A 17,226-nucleotide genomic window follows, 5' to 3' on the forward strand; every position below is an offset into this window, starting at 1 on the left:
GCCAATGCAATGGCAGCCCTTTTTGTTGTTACGAAGTCAATGCAATGCGTTATTTCTTAGGCATTTCTAACTGCATCTCTGGTATCGCTTGTTTCTTCGCTCTCAGCTTGCCGATTACAAACCAAACAACCAAACCAAGAATCAGTACTATAAAGTTACCCACACCGATAATAATCATGGTGCGCGTTTTCTTTTGTTCTCTCATCTGTTGAAGCTGCATTTTTTCAAGCATCTTTTGCTGCTCAATTCTCTCTAGCTCCTGCAAACGGCGGGCTTCAGTAAGGTCAATATCTTTAACTACACTGTAGGTATGCTCAGTAATGTCAAACATTAGTGGTCGCTCTGACCCCATTTTTGTGGCAAACACTTCACCCGACCATGAATACTGACCGATCTCACCGTTGTTGGGGATCTCTAACTCCAACTTGTTAGCATCTGCTTCTGAATTACCTTGAACAGTCACTTTGTCTCCATCTGGGCTCATATGCTCAATATGCGCAGATATCGACCCTTGTTTAATCATCCCCAATTCACCATTGATCACCACCTTATGCGGTGTACTGGCATCCCGAGATTGAATAAAAGTCAATTGCAGCGGCTGAGGATAGATCAAGACTTCTTGTTCTTGGGCACGTAAAAAGACGCCATTTCCAGAGGTAATACGCACACGATATTTACCCGGTTCGCTCGTAACGGGCAATAGCACGGTGAAAATACCGTCTCCCGCCACTTCATCTAAACCACGTCCATCGTCAGCAAACTCACCAATCACTTCAGGTATTGGTCGCGCTTCTTTGACTAAGGTTTCTTCATTCTCAATAAACTTGGTGAAGGTCACCTTAAGTTTGACTCGATCTAAGAAATCTCGCAGGACAAGTGGCTTCCCATCAGAGGTAAGACGCGCACTAAACTTAATCGACTCTCCCACGAAAAGACGATGCGGAATCTTATCGGTAGATAGCTCTAAATGGGAGATAAGCTTAATTTTATTTTTGGGCGTTACTTTGCCAATCGCCTGCCAAGGCCCCGGCATCGGATTGTCGATCGAAATGATGTCCATTGATGACTCTTGGTACCAACGGACATTATCAGGAGAGCGCCAAGCATAGTATTTTTTACCATCTGGACGAACTAAAACCACAGGTTGTGAGCTCTTTGCTCGATAGATAATAAAAGTGATCTGCTTAATCGACGGATCAACTCGAAAGCGGTTATCTAACAAAGTCATTGAGGATTCTTCAGCTGAGTAGCTTAAAGCACTAAATACAATCCCTACAATGGCAATCCAAATCCTCAACATCCTTTCTCCTACTGACGCCAGAGACAACTTCCGTTTTTCTCGACGATATCTAATCTTTTATTATGGGCATCTATTTCATCGGCCGTTGCACGTAGAACCTTTAACGCTTTTCGTCCACTGTCTGCACGTTTTATCGCTTCCCCACCGTCATCATTCGAACTACCAGCATTGAATTGCAGCGATGTTTGACCACCAGTCATTAATAGGTAGACGTCGGCTAGGATCTCCGCATCGAGCAAAGCGCCGTGAAGAGTACGATGCGAGTTATCAATACCGTAACGATCACAAAGCACATCGAGGTTATTTCGCTTGCCAGGAAAGATCTTCTTCGCCATGGCCAGCGTATCGGTCACCTTACAATAGTCGTCCGTTTTACCAATGGTCGGATCGAGCATAGAAAACTCGTGATCCATAAAACCGGTATCGAAGGGCGCATTGTGAGCCACTAGCTCTGCGTCTTTAATGAAATCGAGGAACTCAGCGTGAACATCTTGATATTCAGGCTTGTCGACCAAGAACTCATCGGTAATACCGTGGACCTCAACCGCATCGGGCTGGATCTCACGATCTGGCTTAATGTAGACGTGGAAGTGACGGCCAGTGAGCTTACGGTTGATAATTTCTACCGCACCAATTTCGATAATGCGGTGGCCTTGATAGTGTGGACCACCTTCACGGTTCATACCGGTGGTTTCCGTATCGAGAACAACGATACGATGCTGCTTAGAATTGTTGCTAGTATTCATAACAATATGTGTGTCAGACTATGCCAATAATGTGCTTAACCCAATAGTATCAAATCATGACGAAACAAGTGGAAATTTTCACTGATGGTTCTTGTTTAGGTAATCCTGGCCCTGGTGGCTATGGCGTCGTATTACGCTATAAACAGACTGAAAAGACTCTTGCTAAAGGCTACACTTTAACGACGAATAACCGCATGGAAATGCTAGCAACCATCGTTGCACTGCAAGCGTTGAAAGAGCCTTGCGATGTCATTCTTACCACTGATAGCCAATATGTTCGTCAAGGCATCACTCAATGGATTCATAACTGGAAAAAACGTGGTTGGAAAACCGCTGATAAGAAACCAGTTAAAAATGCCGACCTTTGGAAAGCGCTTGATCAAGAAACTGAGCGCCACACGGTAGATTGGCGCTGGGTAAAAGGTCATGCTGGCCATCGTGAAAACGAAATGTGTGATGAGCTTGCTCGTGCTGCAGCTGAAAACCCAACCGAAGAAGATACCGGCTACATTCCCAACTAGTGCTGCTGTTTATTCGAGACCTTATAATTGACGCTCACGGGTGTCAATTTTCGTTTTAGCTTCCAGTGCGGTTTAATCGGTTTTAACGGATAGGTACGTTTACGCGCGACAATAAAGTACAAGCTGCCCATCGGCGACGCCCAATCTCCTAAGCTGTTTTCAAGCCAAGTCCACATCGTTCGATACTTTTGCATTGGAAACAGCGCATAGCTATCACACTCAACCACTTGATAGTTCAGCAGTCCTAGCCAATCTTTAATCCGATTAGGGGTAAACATACGACCGCTCCATGGCAAATTATTACGTCGCCATGGCATTAAACTCCCCAATCCAGTTAAACTAATTGGGTTAAAGCCAGTAATAACCAGATAACCATCATCAATCATGACTCGGTCAACTTCACGCAGCATGCGGTGAGGGTCATTACAGTAGTCAAGCTGATGCGCCATCAAGACAGCATCAAAGCTTTTCTCTAAAAAGGGCAAATCGTAACCATCTGCAATCACATTATGCAAAGGGTTCTGGATATCTAACTGAACTTGATGTTGAATGTTACAGTTGAAGCTGGTTAACTCGCAGCTCAAACCACCCAACTTGAGTAAGTGATACCCAAATAACCTAGGGCACCATTCATCAATTCGGGTTTGGATGGAGTCATTGACCCATTGACCATTTTTTAGCTGAGACCATGAATGAGGTTTTTCAAGCTTTTTGGCGCTACGTGCTGGTTTCATATCTAACCTGCTTCACCCTTGGGAGACACAACTATGTTGAACATCAAAAGCATACCTGCATTTAATGATAATTACATCTGGCTGATCGAAAATAGCGATCACCGTTGTGCAGTTGTCGATCCAGGTGATGCAAAGCCTGTGCTTGATTACCTTGCTGAACACGATCTGAGTTTAGAAGCAATTCTTATCACCCACCACCACAACGACCATATTGGCGGTATTGCTGAATTAGTCAGGCAATTCCCTAACATCGATGTCGTCGGCCCGGCTAATGAACCGGTTCCCACACTGACTCATGCTGTAGAAACGGGTGACCAAATTGAACTGTTTGATGAAGTTTTCTTCGTTTTAGGGTTAGAAGGCCATACGCTGGGACATATCGGCTACGTCGGAGATAGTAAGCTGTTTTGTGGCGATGTACTGTTTTCTGCAGGGTGTGGGCGCGTGTTTGAAGGCACGATGGAACAAATGCACACCTCGCTAAGAAAATTAGCCGCCCTACCAGAAGAGACTCAAGTGTTCTGCGCCCATGAATACACCGCAAGTAATTTAGCGTTTGCACTTGCCGTTGAGCCTGACAACGAACAACTGCAGCAGTATCGTGATGAAGTGAATCGCTTACGTGCGCAAAACAAACCGACGCTACCAAGTAGCATCCGCCGTGAAAAATGGATCAACCCGTTCCTTCGTACCGATCAGCCAACCGTTATGCGTTCGGTCGCAAATCGCACCTCTGAGACAGACTCTTTGTCAATTTTTACTGCATTACGTGAGTGGAAGAACGAATTTTAACGATTTGCAGCTTGTCACTGACTAATTGTGACAAGTATTATCAGCAGCCAAAGATAAAAAGGGCTGTGAAATGCGAGTTAAACACAGCTGGGTATTCGCGCTAGTATTATCTGGCTGTCAACTTACCCAGCCAACAGATTCCGGTGAAGCCGTCTCTCCGGGAACCAATAATCCACCACCAAGCAAGCAAACTGAGTTAACCACTCAACCCGCAAAGCCGGTAGCAAAACCACAACCAGTGGTGACTCCTCAATCTCAAGAAGATGTATGGCAACGCATTGCAATGCAGCTAGAGATGCCTATTCCAGATCATAAATTGGTCGACTACTACCGTACTTGGTACCTAAAACACCCCAATCATCTGAAAATAGTGTCTAAGCGTGCGGAACCGTTCTTGTACCTGATCACTGAAAAGATTGAACAGCGTGGCCTACCGCTAGAGTTGGCTTTACTTCCTGTTGTAGAAAGCTCATTTGATGCCTTCGCCTATTCACACGGTAGCGCGGCAGGCTTATGGCAATTTGTTCCAGGAACGGGGAAACAACAAGGCCTAGAGCAAAACTTTTGGTATGACGGCCGCCGCGACGTGCCTGCCTCAACCGACGCCGCACTAGACTACCTAACCTACCTCAATAAACGTTTTGATGGTGAATGGACGCACGCAATTGCGGCCTACAATAGTGGCGGAGGGCGCGTTTCCCGTGCTATTCGCAAGAACAAAAATTTAGGTAAGCCTACTGACTTCTTCTCTTTAGATCTACCAAAAGAGACCAGCGGATACGTACCAAAGCTACTCGCACTGGCTGATATTGTTGCCAATCAAAAGAAATACGGACTCACCATTCCGCCGATTGCTAACAAACCTGTAGTTAAATTAGTCGACCCGAAGGAGCAGCTCGATCTTGCGATTGCGGCTCAATATGCTGGTATCTCAGTGAAAGAGCTACAAGGTCTGAACCCTGCCTATAATCAGTGGGCCACTGCGCCAGAAGGGCCGCATCAATTACTACTGCCAACGGGCAATGTCGCTAAATTTAATAAAGCGGTAAGCGAAAACCGTGGCAAGGGCATGAAAGTCGTACGTTACAAAGTCAAATCTGGCGATAGCGTGAGTGTTTTGGCACAAAAGTACAATACGACTTCAAGCGTGATTCGCACCGCGAATAACATGACCAATAACAATATTCGTGTTGGTCAACACTTGCTGATTCCTACTTCGACCAAAGACGACAAAGCTTACGCACTTAGTGCCTCTAACCGCCTAGCGAAAACGCAATCAACGAGACGTGGTCAGTACAAACTTACACACACAGTAAGCTCCGGTGATAGCCTATGGTCGATTGCCAAAGAGAATAAGGTGTCCCATCAGTCTCTGGCTAAGTGGAACGGTATCGGCCCGCGCGACACACTTCGCGTTGGTCAGAAACTTGTGATTTGGAAGAACAGTTCCGATGGAGCCATCATTCGCACCGTGTTCTACAACGTGCGCAGCGGCGACACGATCAGCGGCATTGCGAGTAAGTTTAAAGTGAAGTCGAACGATATTGTTAAATGGAATGGCTTAAACAAGCAGAAGTACCTTAAACCGGGACAGAAGCTTAAGCTCTACGTAGATGTAACTAAGGTGAGTGTATGAACCCATCAAGCAACCCACTTGTTATGCTGATCGATATTTTTCGATCGCCAAGTGCATGTTTCTTAGCCCTATACCAACGTGGCGCTTGGGGTTGGCAACCTTATGTTTTCTTAATTCTATCGCCATTTTTATTCTGGGGCTCTTACTTTGACTTAGTCAACTTTGAATGGCTAAGAGAAGGTTTGGCGGCGCAGCTGGCCGAGACGAATCCAAAGCAGCTAGAGCTATTAGATCCTAATACTTTGATGGCCAGTGAGATCATCAGTGATATTGTAGGGCGTACACTGACGATCCTGATGCTGGCATTTTGGTTTAATCTAGCGACGAAACCAAGCCAACATCAACATGGCTTTTGGAAATGGTTTGCTGCCGGCGCAGTGATTACCTTCCCTGCCATCATTGGTGATTTGGCAAGTTATGTCAGCGTGCTACTTAAGCATGGTCAGGTGATGGTATATGCCGCTGACCTCAATAGTTTAAATGGCTTACTTAAACTGCCACTGACCAATGACTGGTCTCAGTTTGCCAGCTCATTCCCTCTGTTACTGCCTTGGTACATCGCTCTAGGTTATGCAGCGATAGGTACTTGGACTGAATTTGAGCGCGGCCAAGCTCTTGCGATTTCCGCGCTACCATGGGTGGGTTACTACTTCATTTGGGCGCTATACATCCTGATTTTCTAATCGGAAGCGCACCAAAATAGGATTATGATCAGAGGCGTCCGATTCAGGCGCCTCTGCTGCTTCTAGTCCAAGCCCGCGGAAAAAAACATGATCCAGTGGTAATCCTGTAATGAATTGAGTGCGATGATCCGGCAAATACGTCGCCTCTTGCAGCCCTACTGATTTCAGAGCTTGGTGCATCACCTTCAAACGCTCTTCACTCCAACTATTAAAATCGCCCGCAACAATCACTGGTCCTTGATGTTTATTCAGCTCACCCACCAGCACCTCTAACTGACGTTGGTATTCCACTGTGCCATAAGTAAAGTTCACTGCATGGATGTTAACGACGGCTAGTTGCTGGCCATTAGACAGCGGATACAGAGCATACAAAGCCGATTTAGGCAATCTTAGCCACGGTTCAAGCTCGGTATAAGCACACGCTTTAGCTGGCGCACTCAATGAAAGGTTCAACACCCCTGCAGTGGTATCAAACGCTTTAAACGCATCGACCTGACTACCAAACCACTTCGCCGCCAAGATCCATTCACGAAGCTCTTGCGTCATGCTCGCTTCCTGCAGCAGGACTAATTGCTTGTTCGCGGAAAATTGCTGCAAACTTTGCTGCCAACTATCACGGTTTTGCTTGTAGATATTCCAAACTAAGAGATTTATTTCGCCTGATTGATCGACAACCGCTGCATTGGGGTTTTGATAGCATTGCAGTGATAGCTCTACTTGATCACCATCTAACGACGTCAGTTGTGCACTATCCGACAACTGAAATATCGACTTATAGCCGATAACTGTCGCGCTCGCGAGGAGTAAAGGGAGCAGAATTAAGGAAGCTTTTTTCATATTGTTCGCCAAAACAAAAAAGAGCCTTACGGCTCTTTTTTAAGGTATTAGATTGCGTCTTCGTCTTCTTCGCCAGTACGGATTCGTACGATACGCTCAACGTCAGTGATAAAGATTTTTCCATCACCAATTTTGCCTGTCTGCGCAGTCTCAATGATGGTATCAACACATTGATCAGCCACTTCATCAGTCACAACAATTTCTAGCTTCACTTTAGGTAGGAAGTCCACCATGTATTCAGCACCACGATACAGCTCTGTATGACCTTTTTGACGGCCAAAACCTTTTACTTCAGACACTGTCATGCCAGTAATACCAACTTCAGCTAACGCTTCACGTACATCATCAAGCTTGAACGGCTTAATAATGGCTTCAATCTTTTTCATGTTCATCCCTTAAACTATTGTAACTTTTCTCCATTATCCCATGATAACTGGGTAATAAAAAGCCCGAGCATTGAATGCACGGGCTCAATTGTTCTATCTACAGCAGAAGGCTATTATTTTAAGCTTGCGTAGTAAGCCGCTAGGTTAGCGACATCAGCATCGCTTAACATTGCTGCTTGTGCTTGCATAACCGCAGCCAAACCACCGTTACGCTGTTTGTTTTTGTACGCGTTGATCGAAGAAACAAGGTATTGCTCGTTTTGACCTTTCAGGTTTGGGTAACCAGGGATCATTGCAATGCCGTCAGCGCCGTGACACGCAGCACAAACCGCAGCTTTCGCTTTACCCGCAGCAACATCACCCGCCGCTAGCACTTGGCCACTAAATAGGCCCATACCAATAACCAATCCAATAGCGATTCTTCTCATTGCTCTTCCTTATAATTCCATGATAGTTGTACGTTTTTATGTATACAATTTAACAGAAACAACTAAACCTTGTCCCAGATGAGTTCACAGTCCTGGCCTATAAAGTGGCGATCAATAAATAAATCGCCGACCGCAACAACCCGCTCACCACACATTACTATAGGAGTTCTACGTCTAAGCCAGCTTGGAACACCATACTCTTGAAATAATTTTTTCAGTTTTCGGCTATGGCCTCGTTCTGCAGGGTGCGCTGAAAGTCCTTCAGGGCTAAATCTTACCTGCAGCGGCGCTTGAGCTAATAATTGCTGTGATAGTTTCCCATTAACTGATGAAACCAACGCCAATTGGCCTAATTCATCAGGCAATTCACAACTTTGATCAAGTTGCATCGCGCACTGCCACTGCTCAAGACTTTGCCACGCTTTAACGACATATAGCTTATGAGCGAAGCGTCGAATCTGCCCATCAGTCAACATCAATTGAGGGTTCGCATCTTGCTGGGCTAGAGCCACTTCCTGCCATAATTTTTCGAGCAGTACTCGGCTAGGCATACGCAGACCAAGGGCTTGTAGCCACATTCTCAGCAGGCGTGTTCTCGCCAGTTCACTCACCGTTGATAACGTGGCAATGTCTAAGCTGCCATCTGGATGGATCGCAGAAGATAACTTTTCAGCCATCAGTTCATCAAGTAACAGTTCTTGCTCTGCACAAAGCTCAGCGCTACGCAGAACCGACTGGTGGATGTGCGGCCAGCGCTCTCTCATTCTTGGCGTGAGATTATGGCGAATGAAGTTACGCTCAAAGCGCTGATCTTGATTACTCTCATCTTCAACCCACTCAAGATCTAAACTTTGAGCGAACTCTTCTATCTCTTGGCGCGTTGCAGATAATAGTGGCCTTACAATTTGTCCATTTTCGAAAGGCATGACGGCAGCCATTGAAGATAAACCTTTTGGGCCACTACCGCGTTTAAGTGCCAGCAAAAACGTCTCTAACTGATCATCAGCATGTTGACCCGTTAGTAATAAGTCATCACTCTTGAGATACTTACTCAATGCGTTATAACGAGCTTCACGAGCACTCTCTTCGATACTCCGCCCCTCAATATCCAAGCTCACTCTTTCAATAACCAGTGGCACATTTAATGATTGGCACCAGAGCTGGCATTGATTAGCCCAGTGATCAGCATTATCACTTAGCCCATGGTGAACATGTACCGCTAAACACTCCACGTTATGTTGCTGAGCGTATTGAGCCAGTAGTTCGAGCATCACTCGTGAGTCTAGCCCACCACTCAATCCAAGCACAATGCGTGTGTTTGGTTGATAACATTGGTCAATCGCTGCGTAAAACCTAGTTTTGAGCTTCATCACTGTCTTTATCTTGAGAGTTATAGGGTTATTTTATCACTAGCAATAAAAAAGGCTGAACCTAAGTTCAGCCTTTCTATGATACATGTAGCGATTAACAGTAACCGTAGCTCATTAGGCGCTGGTAACGACGCTCTAGTAGCGTATCGTTATCAAACTGTTCTAACTCTTCAAGTTGACGAACCAGTGTTGCCTTCATGTTTTGCGCCATTTTCAGGTGATCACGGTGTGCGCCACCTAGTGGCTCTTCGATAATTTCATCGATAAGCTCAAGCTCTTTTAAGCGCGGAGCAATTAGACCCATCGCTTCTGCAGCTTGTGGTGCTTTATCTGAATCACGCCATAGGATTGATGCACAACCTTCTGGAGAGATTACCGAGTAAGTTGAGTACTGAAGCATGTTCACGTAGTCACCTACACCGATAGCGAGCGCACCACCAGAACCGCCTTCACCAACAACGTTACAGATTACTGGCACTTTTAGGCCAGCCATCACTTTAAGGTTCGTTGCGATTGCTTCAGATTGACCACGCTCTTCAGCACCAACACCTGGGTATGCACCTGCAGTATCGATGAAAGTGATCACTGGCATGTTGAAACGCTCAGCCGTTTGCATTAGACGTAGCGCTTTACGGTAACCTTCTGGCTTTGGCATACCAAAGTTACGTTTTACCTTTTCTTTTGTCTCACGACCTTTCTGGTGACCAATGATCATCACTGGACGGCCATTTAGACGAGCCATACCACCAACAATTGCTTTGTCGTCAGCGTAGTGACGGTCACCCGCCATTTCATCAAACTCAGTAAATACGTGCTCGATGTAATCTAGCGTGTAAGGGCGCTGTGGGTGACGAGCGAGTTGAGCTGTTTCCCATGCACCAAGATCACTGAACGTTTTCTTTTTAAGTTCTAGGCTTTTCTTTTCTAGCTGCTCGATCTCTTTCTCAAGATCAACACCCGCTTCACCACCATGACGAGATACGTCACGAAGTGCTTCAATTTTTGCTTCTAGCTCTGCGATTGGCTTTTCAAATTCTAAAAAGTTCAGGCTCATCTATAGATCCTTTATTATTCGGTCGCCGTTGACCGAACTTAGTTAAATTCGAGTTCTACCTGGCCTTTCCCAAGTAGTTGTTTTAAATCATCTAATAATGCGTCACTCGGCGTTACTCGCCATTCTGTACCTAGCGTTAAACGCGCCCTAGCATCGGAGCGTTGGTAGTATACATGGACGGGCACACTTCCCGCCCGATGAGGCTCTAGTATTTGACTAAAACGCTCAAAAAATCGGTCATTGATTTGCGACTCATCAATCGAGACAGATAATCCTCGTGCATATTTTTCACGAGCTGTTCCCAAATCCATAACTTCGCGCGCGGACATTTTAAGACCACCATTGAAATCATCAAAGCTGACCTGTCCAGAAACAACCAAAATTTTATCGTTTTCTAACAATTCTGCGTACCGATCCAGCGCATCAGAGAACAACATCACTTCCATTCGGCCACTTCTGTCATCCAAAGTCATAATACCGATACGTGTACCGCGCTTGGTTGTCATCACTCGCGACGCAATCACCAAGCCGGCAACAGTGACACTTTGATCACGACGAGTTGGGGTCGCGTCTTTTAGTCGACAACTGGTGTACTTACCAAGTTCCTTTATATAGGCATTAATAGGGTGGCCGGTCAAATATAGACCGAGTGTATCACGTTCACCTTCAAGCCATACCTTCTCAGGCCATGGTTCTACTTTGGTGTACTTATGCTCAACCTCTTCTGGTGCCTCGGTTAGTACCCCGAACAAATCACTCTGGCCAAACGCTTCCGCTTGGTGGTGTTGGCTCGCAGCCTTCACTGCATCATTCAATGACGCCATCAAGGCTGCACGGTGAGGGCCAAGTCGGTCAAGAGCTCCAGCATAAATCAGCTTTTCAATCACACGCTTGTTGACTTTCTTAAGGTCAATTCGGGCACAGAAATCAAATAAATCTTTAAAGTGACCATCTTTATTGCGCGCTTCTAGAATCGCATCAATTGGGCCTTCACCTACCCCTTTAATCGCGCCGATGCCGTAAACAATCGCACCGTCTTCATCTACATTGAAACGGTATAAGCCAGCGTTAATGTCCGGTGGTAGCACTTTAAGCTTCATGCGGAAACATTCATCGACCAGACCAACCACTTTTTCCGTGTTGTCCATGTCGGCTGTCATTACCGCCGCCATAAACTCTGCAGGGAAGTGCGTTTTGAGCCACAACGTCTGGTACGAAACCAGTGCATAGGCAGCCGAGTGCGATTTGTTAAAGCCGTAACCTGCGAACTTTTCTACCAAGTCGAAGATCTTCATCGCCAGTTCGCCATCAACGCCGTTGGCAATCGCCCCTTCTTCAAACGTGGCACGCTGCTTAGCCATCTCTTCAGGTTTTTTCTTACCCATCGCACGACGGAGCATATCTGCGCCACCGAGCGTATAGCCAGAAAGGACCTGAGCGATCTGCATTACCTGCTCCTGATAGAGGATAATGCCGTAGGTCGGCTCAAGAATCTCTTTAAGCGAGTCGTGTTGCCACTTCTCATCTGGGTAAGAAACCGCTTCACGACCATGTTTACGGTCGATAAAGTTATCTACCATGCCCGACTGAAGTGGACCCGGTCGGAACAGGGCTACCAGTGCGATAATATCTTCAAAACAGTCTGGCTGAAGACGCTTGATTAGCTCTTTCATACCGCGCGATTCCAGCTGGAATACCGCGGTGGTTTCTGAATTTTGCAGCAGATTGAACGACGCTTGATCATCCAGAGGGATTGACTCGATTGCAACCGGTGGTTTGCCCTCTTTCTCTAAACGAGGGTTAATCAAGCCTAGCGCCCAGTCGATGATGGTCAGCGTTCGTAGACCCAAGAAGTCGAACTTAACCAAGCCAGCGGTTTCTACGTCATTCTTATCAAACTGGGTAACTGGGAAGTGGCCTTCAGCATCTGCGTAGATAGGCGCAAAATCAGTAATGGTCGTTGGTGAGATTACAACACCACCAGCGTGCTTACCGGCGTTACGTGTACACCCTTCAAGGATGCGACACATATCGATAAGCTCTTTGATCTCTTCGTCGTTCTCGTACAATTCAGGCAGTGCTGGCTCAGCTTTGAATGCTTTTTCTAACGTCATGCCCGGATCTGGCGGCACTAACTTAGAAATGCGGTCAACAAAGCCGAAACCGTGACCAAGTACACGTCCCACGTCGCGAATAACCGCTTTTGCCGCCATGGTACCAAAGGTGATTATCTGAGATACCGCGTCTCGGCCATACATTTCTGCTACGTGTTCAATAACTTGATCACGTTTATCCATACAGAAGTCGACGTCGAAATCGGGCATCGAAACACGTTCTGGGTTCAAGAATCGTTCGAAAAGCAGATCATATTCGAGTGGATCCAAATCGGTGATCTTAAGTGCGTATGCCACTAATGAACCCGCACCCGAACCACGACCAGGACCAACTGGAATAGCGTTATCTTTTGACCACTGGATGAACTCCATTACGATCAAGAAGTAACCTGGGAATCCCATGTTGTTGATTACTTCAAGCTCAATCTTAAGTCGGTCATCGTATTCCGGGCGGCGCTCTTCGCGCACTTTCGGGTCAGGAAATAGGAACTCAAGACGCTCTTCTAGGCCTTGTTCCGATTTCTTAACCAAGAATTCGGTTTCTTCCATCCCTTCGGTTGGGAACGCTGGAAGGAAGTATTCACCAAGTCGAACAGTAACGTTACAACGCTTAGCAATTTCAACACTGTTTTCTAGTGCTTCTGGGATATCAGAGAAGAGCTCACACATCTCTTCTTCCGTGCGTAGATATTGCTGAGGGCTGTAATTTTTTGGCCTACGTGGATCTTCAAGTGTGTAACCATCATGGATAGCAACTCGAATCTCATGAGCATCAAACAGAGTTTCGTCGAGGATAACCACGTCGTTGGTTGCTACAACAGGGATATCTCGTTGCTCAGCCAGCTCTAATGCAAAATGCAGATACGTTTCTTCATCCGCACGGCCTGTTCGCGTCAGCTCCAAATAAAATCTATCTGGGAAATGGGTTTGATAGAACTCCACACACTCTTGAGCAACTTTCTGGTTACCTTTTAGCAGCGCTTTACCTATCTCACCGCTTTTACCACCCGAGAGCAGAATCACCCCTTCGGACAGGTCAGTTAGCCACTCTTTATCGATGACAGGTTGATGCTGTACATGCCCACGCAGGTACGCTTTGGAAATGAGTAGAGTTAGGTTCTTGTAGCCAACATTGTCCGCTGCAATGACGGTCAGTTTAGTCAGCTCATCACCAAACTCTGGTGACTGCATAAGGAAATCAGCACCGATGATTGGCTTGATGCCACAGCCGTGTGCGGTACCATAAAACTTAACCAGACCACACAAGTTGGTGAAGTCGGTCAGTGCCATTGCCGGCATCCCCATTTCAGCCACCTTCTTAACCAAGGGAGGCACTTTCGATAGGCCGTCAACCATGGAGAAGTCACTATGAACTCTAAGGTGGATAAACTTTGGATCTGACATGAATAAGGTCCAGAAAGGTGATAAATTTGGAAGATATTTGGGGTATTTTAAGTGAAAATTATCGACTTATATACCCCATCAAAGCGCTTTCTATTCGATCCTGAGCGCTCGTTTGACTGGTTTGAAGCTCTTGCGGTGCTGTTCAATGACACCGTGCTTTTCAATGGCTTCAAAATGCGCCTTAGTGGGATAGCCTTTATGCTTAGCAAAACCAAACTCAGGGTGCTGTTTATCTAGCTCTTCCATCTCTTGGTCGCGGACAACTTTAGCAATAATCGATGCGGCACTGATCTCTGCAACACGTAAATCACCTTTGACCACCGCTTGAGAGTCCATTGGTAATTCAGGGCAACGGTTGCCATCGATAAGGGCGAGATCTGGCTTAACACTTAAGCCATCAATAGCACGCTGCATTGCCACCATCGTCGCTTGCAGGATATTGAGCTGATCAATTTCTTCAGGTGAACAACGCCCGACTGACCATGCCAAAGCTTTGTGCTTAATTTCTGGCAACAGTGCTAAACGTTTTTTTTCTGATAATTTTTTAGAGTCGTTCAAACCCTCAATCGGGTTATTCGGGTCTAAAATAACCGCGGCAGTGACTACATCACCGACCAAGGGGCCACGGCCTACTTCATCAACACCAGCCACCAATTGATAGCCTTGCGGGTATTCAAAAGGTGGAAGTTCTTGTATCTCTTTTGCCATTATTCTTTACCAATTAGGTTGAGGACAGCTTTAGCAGCTTGAACATCCGCGTCTTTGCGGATCAAGTGGTGCATGTCAGTAAATCGAGCAATCAGTTCATCGTTGTTTCTGCGCAACATATCCTCAACAGCAGGTACTAAAAATTGTGGATCGCACTCATGCAAAATGTACTCTTTGACTAACTCCTCTCCAGCCAAAATATTCGGCAGCGAGACGAATTCGGTAATCGCTAATTTCTGTACTAACCAGCCAGTGAATCGGTTGACCTTATAGCCCACGACCATAGGTCGTTTAAGCAGCATACACTCTAATGCAACCGTACCAGACGCAAGCAGTACCGCATCAGACGCCGTAATCACGTTACGTGCCGTGTCCTTCACAATAACGAAATCCAGTTCAGGAGCAGTCTGTTGCCAGATTTCTTCAAACTGCTGTTTGCGTTTGTCATTCACCGCCGCAACAACAAAACCAATATCAGGAAACTTCTGCTTTATTTCACGGCACGTTTCAATAAATGGCTGAGCGATCAAGCCGACTTCCCCACCACGACTGCCAGGTAATACCGCCAGCCATTGCTTGTCTTGTTCCAAGTTGAGTAACTCTCTCGCCTCTTGTTGATCCGGTACCAATGGGATCGCATCCGCTAAGGTATGTCCAACAAACTCACACGCGACTTGGTACTTGTCGTAGAATGCTTTTTCAAAAGGTAGGAACGCAAGGACAAGATCGGTTGCTGCATCAATTTTAAAAATGCGCTTTGGTCGCCAAGCCCACACCGATGGGCTCACATAGTGAACAGTTTTAATGCCCGCTTTTTTCAGGTCGAGCTCAAGTCTCAAGTTAAAGTCTGGCGCATCAATACCGACAAATACATCCGGCGGGTTTTGCGTGAAGTACTTAACCAGTTCAGCTTTCACTTTCAGCAACCTTGGCAGTCTTCCCAGTACTTCGACCAGCCCCATTACCGCAAGCTCTTCCATATCAAACAGAGATTCGCAGCCTTGCGCTATCATCTTTGGTCCACCGATACCAACAAACTCAGCGTTAGGGTACTTCTGTTTTATCGCTTTGATGAAACCTTCACCGAGAGTGTCTCCGGACAGTTCCCCGACGACAATACCAATTCGTAGTGGCTTTTCCATGGTTGAATGACCTACCTAATTTGTTGCTTTAAAAAGTAAAAAAGACCGCAACCGTAAGATTGCGATCTTTTATGCAGCTTCACAAGTGTTATTAGCGAATAATACCGCGCTCAGAAATCTCTAGCATGTCCAGCATAGGTTGGATCGAGTCGAACTCTTTCGCCATTTCAACTAGGCTAGCTTTTGCGTCTTCAAGCGTTTTGCCTGAACGGTAAATTTCTTTGTATGCTTTCTGCAAAGCACGGATTTCTGGCTTCTCAAAACCATTGCGCTTAAGGCCAACAAGGTTTAGGCCAAACGGTGTTGCATGGTTACCTTGTGCAAGCACGTAAGGAAGCACGTCTTGAACCACTGCAGAGCAGCCACCTGTGTATGAGTAAGCACCGATATTGCAGAACGGGTGAATCGCTGAAAGCGCCATAACGCCTGCATAATCGCCAACGGTAACATGACCACCAAGGATGGCATTGTTACCAATGTGAGTATGGTTACCAACAATCACATCATGAGCGATGTGCGCATTAACACACAGCAGATTATCGTTGCCTATTACCGTCGTCGCTTTGTCTTGCGTTGTACCACGGTGGATTTGAACCGCTTCCCGGATGACATTACGGTCGCCGATCACAACGGTCGTCTCTTCACCGCCATATTTCTTATCTTGGTTCTCTTCACCAATTACGGCGTTTGGAAAGATACGGTTACCTTTACCAATCGTTGTATGACCTTTGATGACAACATGAGACATCACTTCAGTGCCTTCACCGATCTCAATGGTACCTGAGATGTAAGTGAATGGACCAACTGTCACATTGGCTGCAATTTTAACATCACCTTCAATAACCGTTGAAGGGTGAATTTGAGCTGTTTCATGAATCATATTAAAACTCTCGACGAGCACACTTTAGTTCCGCAGAACATACTACTTCACCGTCGACTTTTGCGGTGCCTTTGAATGCAGCAATACCACGACGCTCTTTAATAAATTCTACTTCAATTACCAGCTGATCGCCTGGAACAACTGGTTTGCGGAATTTCGCGCCATCAACACTCGCAAAATAGTACAGTTCATTTTCTGCAGGAGCACCAAATGATTTGAATGCCAACAGGCCAGTCGCCTGAGCCATCGCTTCTAGAATAAGTACACCTGGGAATACAGGTAGCTGAGGGAAATGACCTGTAAACTGAGGTTCATTCACTGAAACGTTTTTGATCGCCGTTAGGTATTTCTCTTCTTGGAAATCAATTACGCGATCGATAAGCAAGAATGGGTAGCGATGTGGTAACAATTCCTGGATTTCAGTGATGTTCATCGTTTTTTGTTCAGTAGTCAAAGTCATATTCCTATTTTTGAATGCTAAATTTGGTTGC

At 46.0% G+C, this 17,226-nt stretch carries 17 protein-coding genes; 4 read left to right on the forward strand and 13 right to left on the reverse strand.

Features of this window, described 5'->3' with window-relative positions; all coding sequences use genetic code 11:
• Nucleotides 1–49 precede the first annotated feature (49 nt).
• The gene (locus ACU01J_RS02190; RefSeq protein WP_481084212.1) at nucleotides 50–1,300 is read right to left on the reverse strand and encodes a TIGR03503 family protein; all 1,251 of its coding nucleotides are present in this window, start codon (nucleotides 1,298–1,300) and stop codon (nucleotides 50–52) included.
• Between the two features lie 8 nt (nucleotides 1,301–1,308).
• On the reverse strand, nucleotides 1,309–2,046 hold the full coding sequence (dnaQ, locus tag ACU01J_RS02195) for a DNA polymerase III subunit epsilon (protein ID WP_481084213.1): 738 nt from the start codon (nucleotides 2,044–2,046) through the stop codon (nucleotides 1,309–1,311).
• Between the two features lie 56 nt (nucleotides 2,047–2,102).
• Between dnaQ and rnhA the strand changes: the two genes are divergently transcribed.
• A complete protein-coding gene (gene rnhA / locus ACU01J_RS02200; RefSeq protein WP_481084214.1) occupies nucleotides 2,103–2,567 on the forward strand; it encodes a ribonuclease HI in 465 nt (154 codons plus the stop codon).
• On the opposite strand, the gene ACU01J_RS02205 is transcribed toward rnhA, so the two are convergent.
• Nucleotides 2,564–3,301, reverse strand: coding sequence for a class I SAM-dependent methyltransferase (locus ACU01J_RS02205; RefSeq protein WP_481084215.1), 738 nt, complete (start codon nucleotides 3,299–3,301; stop codon nucleotides 2,564–2,566). The two genes, rnhA and ACU01J_RS02205, sit on opposite strands and share 4 nt — an antisense overlap.
• Before the next feature lie 33 nt (nucleotides 3,302–3,334).
• On the opposite strand from ACU01J_RS02205, the gene gloB reads away from it, so the two are divergent.
• From gloB to ACU01J_RS02220, 3 genes are all read left to right on the forward strand, one after another.
• Nucleotides 3,335–4,093: a hydroxyacylglutathione hydrolase gene (gloB, locus tag ACU01J_RS02210; protein ID WP_481084216.1), complete on the forward strand. Its 759-nt coding sequence runs from the start codon at nucleotides 3,335–3,337 to the stop codon at nucleotides 4,091–4,093.
• A 70-nt stretch (nucleotides 4,094–4,163) separates the two neighbouring features.
• Nucleotides 4,164–5,729, forward strand: a complete 1,566-nt coding sequence (locus tag ACU01J_RS02215; RefSeq protein WP_481084217.1) for a LysM peptidoglycan-binding domain-containing protein — start codon at nucleotides 4,164–4,166, stop codon at nucleotides 5,727–5,729.
• The gene (locus ACU01J_RS02220) at nucleotides 5,726–6,412 is read left to right on the forward strand and encodes a YIP1 family protein (RefSeq protein ID WP_481084218.1); all 687 of its coding nucleotides are present in this window, start codon (nucleotides 5,726–5,728) and stop codon (nucleotides 6,410–6,412) included. Before ACU01J_RS02215 ends, ACU01J_RS02220 begins: the two co-directional genes overlap by 4 nt.
• On the opposite strand, the gene ACU01J_RS02225 is transcribed toward ACU01J_RS02220, so the two are convergent.
• The 10 genes from ACU01J_RS02225 to fabZ all read right to left on the reverse strand — a co-directional run bounded on the left by ACU01J_RS02225 (nucleotide 6,392) and on the right by fabZ (nucleotide 17,189).
• The gene (locus ACU01J_RS02225) at nucleotides 6,392–7,249 is read right to left on the reverse strand and encodes an endonuclease/exonuclease/phosphatase family protein (RefSeq protein WP_481084219.1); all 858 of its coding nucleotides are present in this window, start codon (nucleotides 7,247–7,249) and stop codon (nucleotides 6,392–6,394) included. The two genes, ACU01J_RS02220 and ACU01J_RS02225, sit on opposite strands and share 21 nt — an antisense overlap.
• A gap of 47 nt (nucleotides 7,250–7,296) precedes the next feature.
• Nucleotides 7,297–7,635 carry a nitrogen regulatory protein P-II gene (glnB, locus tag ACU01J_RS02230; protein ID WP_004415234.1) on the reverse strand — a complete coding sequence of 113 codons (339 nt, stop codon included), beginning with the start codon at nucleotides 7,633–7,635 and terminating at the stop codon, nucleotides 7,297–7,299.
• Nucleotides 7,636–7,748: 113 nt separating this feature from the next.
• A complete protein-coding gene (locus ACU01J_RS02235) occupies nucleotides 7,749–8,063 on the reverse strand; it encodes a c-type cytochrome (RefSeq protein WP_481084220.1) in 315 nt (104 codons plus the stop codon).
• Between the two features lie 62 nt (nucleotides 8,064–8,125).
• Nucleotides 8,126–9,433: a tRNA lysidine(34) synthetase TilS gene (gene tilS, locus ACU01J_RS02240; RefSeq protein ID WP_481084221.1), complete on the reverse strand. Its 1,308-nt coding sequence runs from the start codon at nucleotides 9,431–9,433 to the stop codon at nucleotides 8,126–8,128.
• A 94-nt stretch (nucleotides 9,434–9,527) separates the two neighbouring features.
• Nucleotides 9,528–10,487, reverse strand: coding sequence for an acetyl-CoA carboxylase carboxyl transferase subunit alpha (gene accA / locus ACU01J_RS02245; protein WP_053440048.1), 960 nt, complete (start codon nucleotides 10,485–10,487; stop codon nucleotides 9,528–9,530).
• Nucleotides 10,488–10,525: 38 nt separating this feature from the next.
• Nucleotides 10,526–14,005, reverse strand: a complete 3,480-nt coding sequence (dnaE, locus tag ACU01J_RS02250) for a DNA polymerase III subunit alpha (protein WP_481084222.1) — start codon at nucleotides 14,003–14,005, stop codon at nucleotides 10,526–10,528.
• A 90-nt stretch (nucleotides 14,006–14,095) separates the two neighbouring features.
• The gene (gene rnhB / locus ACU01J_RS02255) at nucleotides 14,096–14,716 is read right to left on the reverse strand and encodes a ribonuclease HII (protein ID WP_481084263.1); all 621 of its coding nucleotides are present in this window, start codon (nucleotides 14,714–14,716) and stop codon (nucleotides 14,096–14,098) included.
• Nucleotides 14,713–15,855, reverse strand: coding sequence for a lipid-A-disaccharide synthase (lpxB, locus tag ACU01J_RS02260; RefSeq protein ID WP_481084223.1), 1,143 nt, complete (start codon nucleotides 15,853–15,855; stop codon nucleotides 14,713–14,715). Before lpxB ends, rnhB begins: the two co-directional genes overlap by 4 nt.
• Before the next feature lie 91 nt (nucleotides 15,856–15,946).
• On the reverse strand, nucleotides 15,947–16,735 hold the full coding sequence (gene lpxA, locus ACU01J_RS02265; protein ID WP_481084224.1) for an acyl-ACP--UDP-N-acetylglucosamine O-acyltransferase: 789 nt from the start codon (nucleotides 16,733–16,735) through the stop codon (nucleotides 15,947–15,949).
• Between the two features lies 1 nt (nucleotide 16,736).
• Complete coding sequence (gene fabZ, locus ACU01J_RS02270) at nucleotides 16,737–17,189, reverse strand: 3-hydroxyacyl-ACP dehydratase FabZ (protein WP_481084225.1); 453 nt, start codon at nucleotides 17,187–17,189, stop codon at nucleotides 16,737–16,739.
• Between the last annotated feature and the right edge of the window lie 37 nt (nucleotides 17,190–17,226).

It is taken from the genome of Vibrio sp. 2433-A1 (assembly GCF_056726085.1).

Excerpts from the sequence above, each read along its gene's own strand:
- ACU01J_RS02190 (WP_481084212.1), bottom strand. The coding sequence starts at position 1,300 with ATGTTGAGGATTTGGATTGCCATTGTAGGGATTGTATTTAGTGCTTTA.
- dnaQ (WP_481084213.1), bottom strand. The coding sequence starts at position 2,046 with ATGAATACTAGCAACAATTCTAAGCAGCATCGTATCGTTGTTCTCGAT.
- rnhA (WP_481084214.1), top strand. The coding sequence starts at position 2,103 with ATGACGAAACAAGTGGAAATTTTCACTGATGGTTCTTGTTTAGGTAAT.
- ACU01J_RS02205 (WP_481084215.1), bottom strand. The coding sequence starts at position 3,301 with ATGAAACCAGCACGTAGCGCCAAAAAGCTTGAAAAACCTCATTCATGG.
- gloB (WP_481084216.1), top strand. The coding sequence starts at position 3,335 with ATGTTGAACATCAAAAGCATACCTGCATTTAATGATAATTACATCTGG.
- ACU01J_RS02215 (WP_481084217.1), top strand. The coding sequence starts at position 4,164 with ATGCGAGTTAAACACAGCTGGGTATTCGCGCTAGTATTATCTGGCTGT.
- ACU01J_RS02220 (WP_481084218.1), top strand. The coding sequence starts at position 5,726 with ATGAACCCATCAAGCAACCCACTTGTTATGCTGATCGATATTTTTCGA.
- ACU01J_RS02225 (WP_481084219.1), bottom strand. The coding sequence starts at position 7,249 with ATGAAAAAAGCTTCCTTAATTCTGCTCCCTTTACTCCTCGCGAGCGCG.
- glnB (WP_004415234.1), bottom strand. The coding sequence starts at position 7,635 with ATGAAAAAGATTGAAGCCATTATTAAGCCGTTCAAGCTTGATGATGTA.
- ACU01J_RS02235 (WP_481084220.1), bottom strand. The coding sequence starts at position 8,063 with ATGAGAAGAATCGCTATTGGATTGGTTATTGGTATGGGCCTATTTAGT.
- tilS (WP_481084221.1), bottom strand. The coding sequence starts at position 9,433 with ATGAAGCTCAAAACTAGGTTTTACGCAGCGATTGACCAATGTTATCAA.
- accA (WP_053440048.1), bottom strand. The coding sequence starts at position 10,487 with ATGAGCCTGAACTTTTTAGAATTTGAAAAGCCAATCGCAGAGCTAGAA.
- dnaE (WP_481084222.1), bottom strand. The coding sequence starts at position 14,005 with ATGTCAGATCCAAAGTTTATCCACCTTAGAGTTCATAGTGACTTCTCC.
- lpxB (WP_481084223.1), bottom strand. The coding sequence starts at position 15,855 with ATGGAAAAGCCACTACGAATTGGTATTGTCGTCGGGGAACTGTCCGGA.
- lpxA (WP_481084224.1), bottom strand. The coding sequence starts at position 16,735 with ATGATTCATGAAACAGCTCAAATTCACCCTTCAACGGTTATTGAAGGT.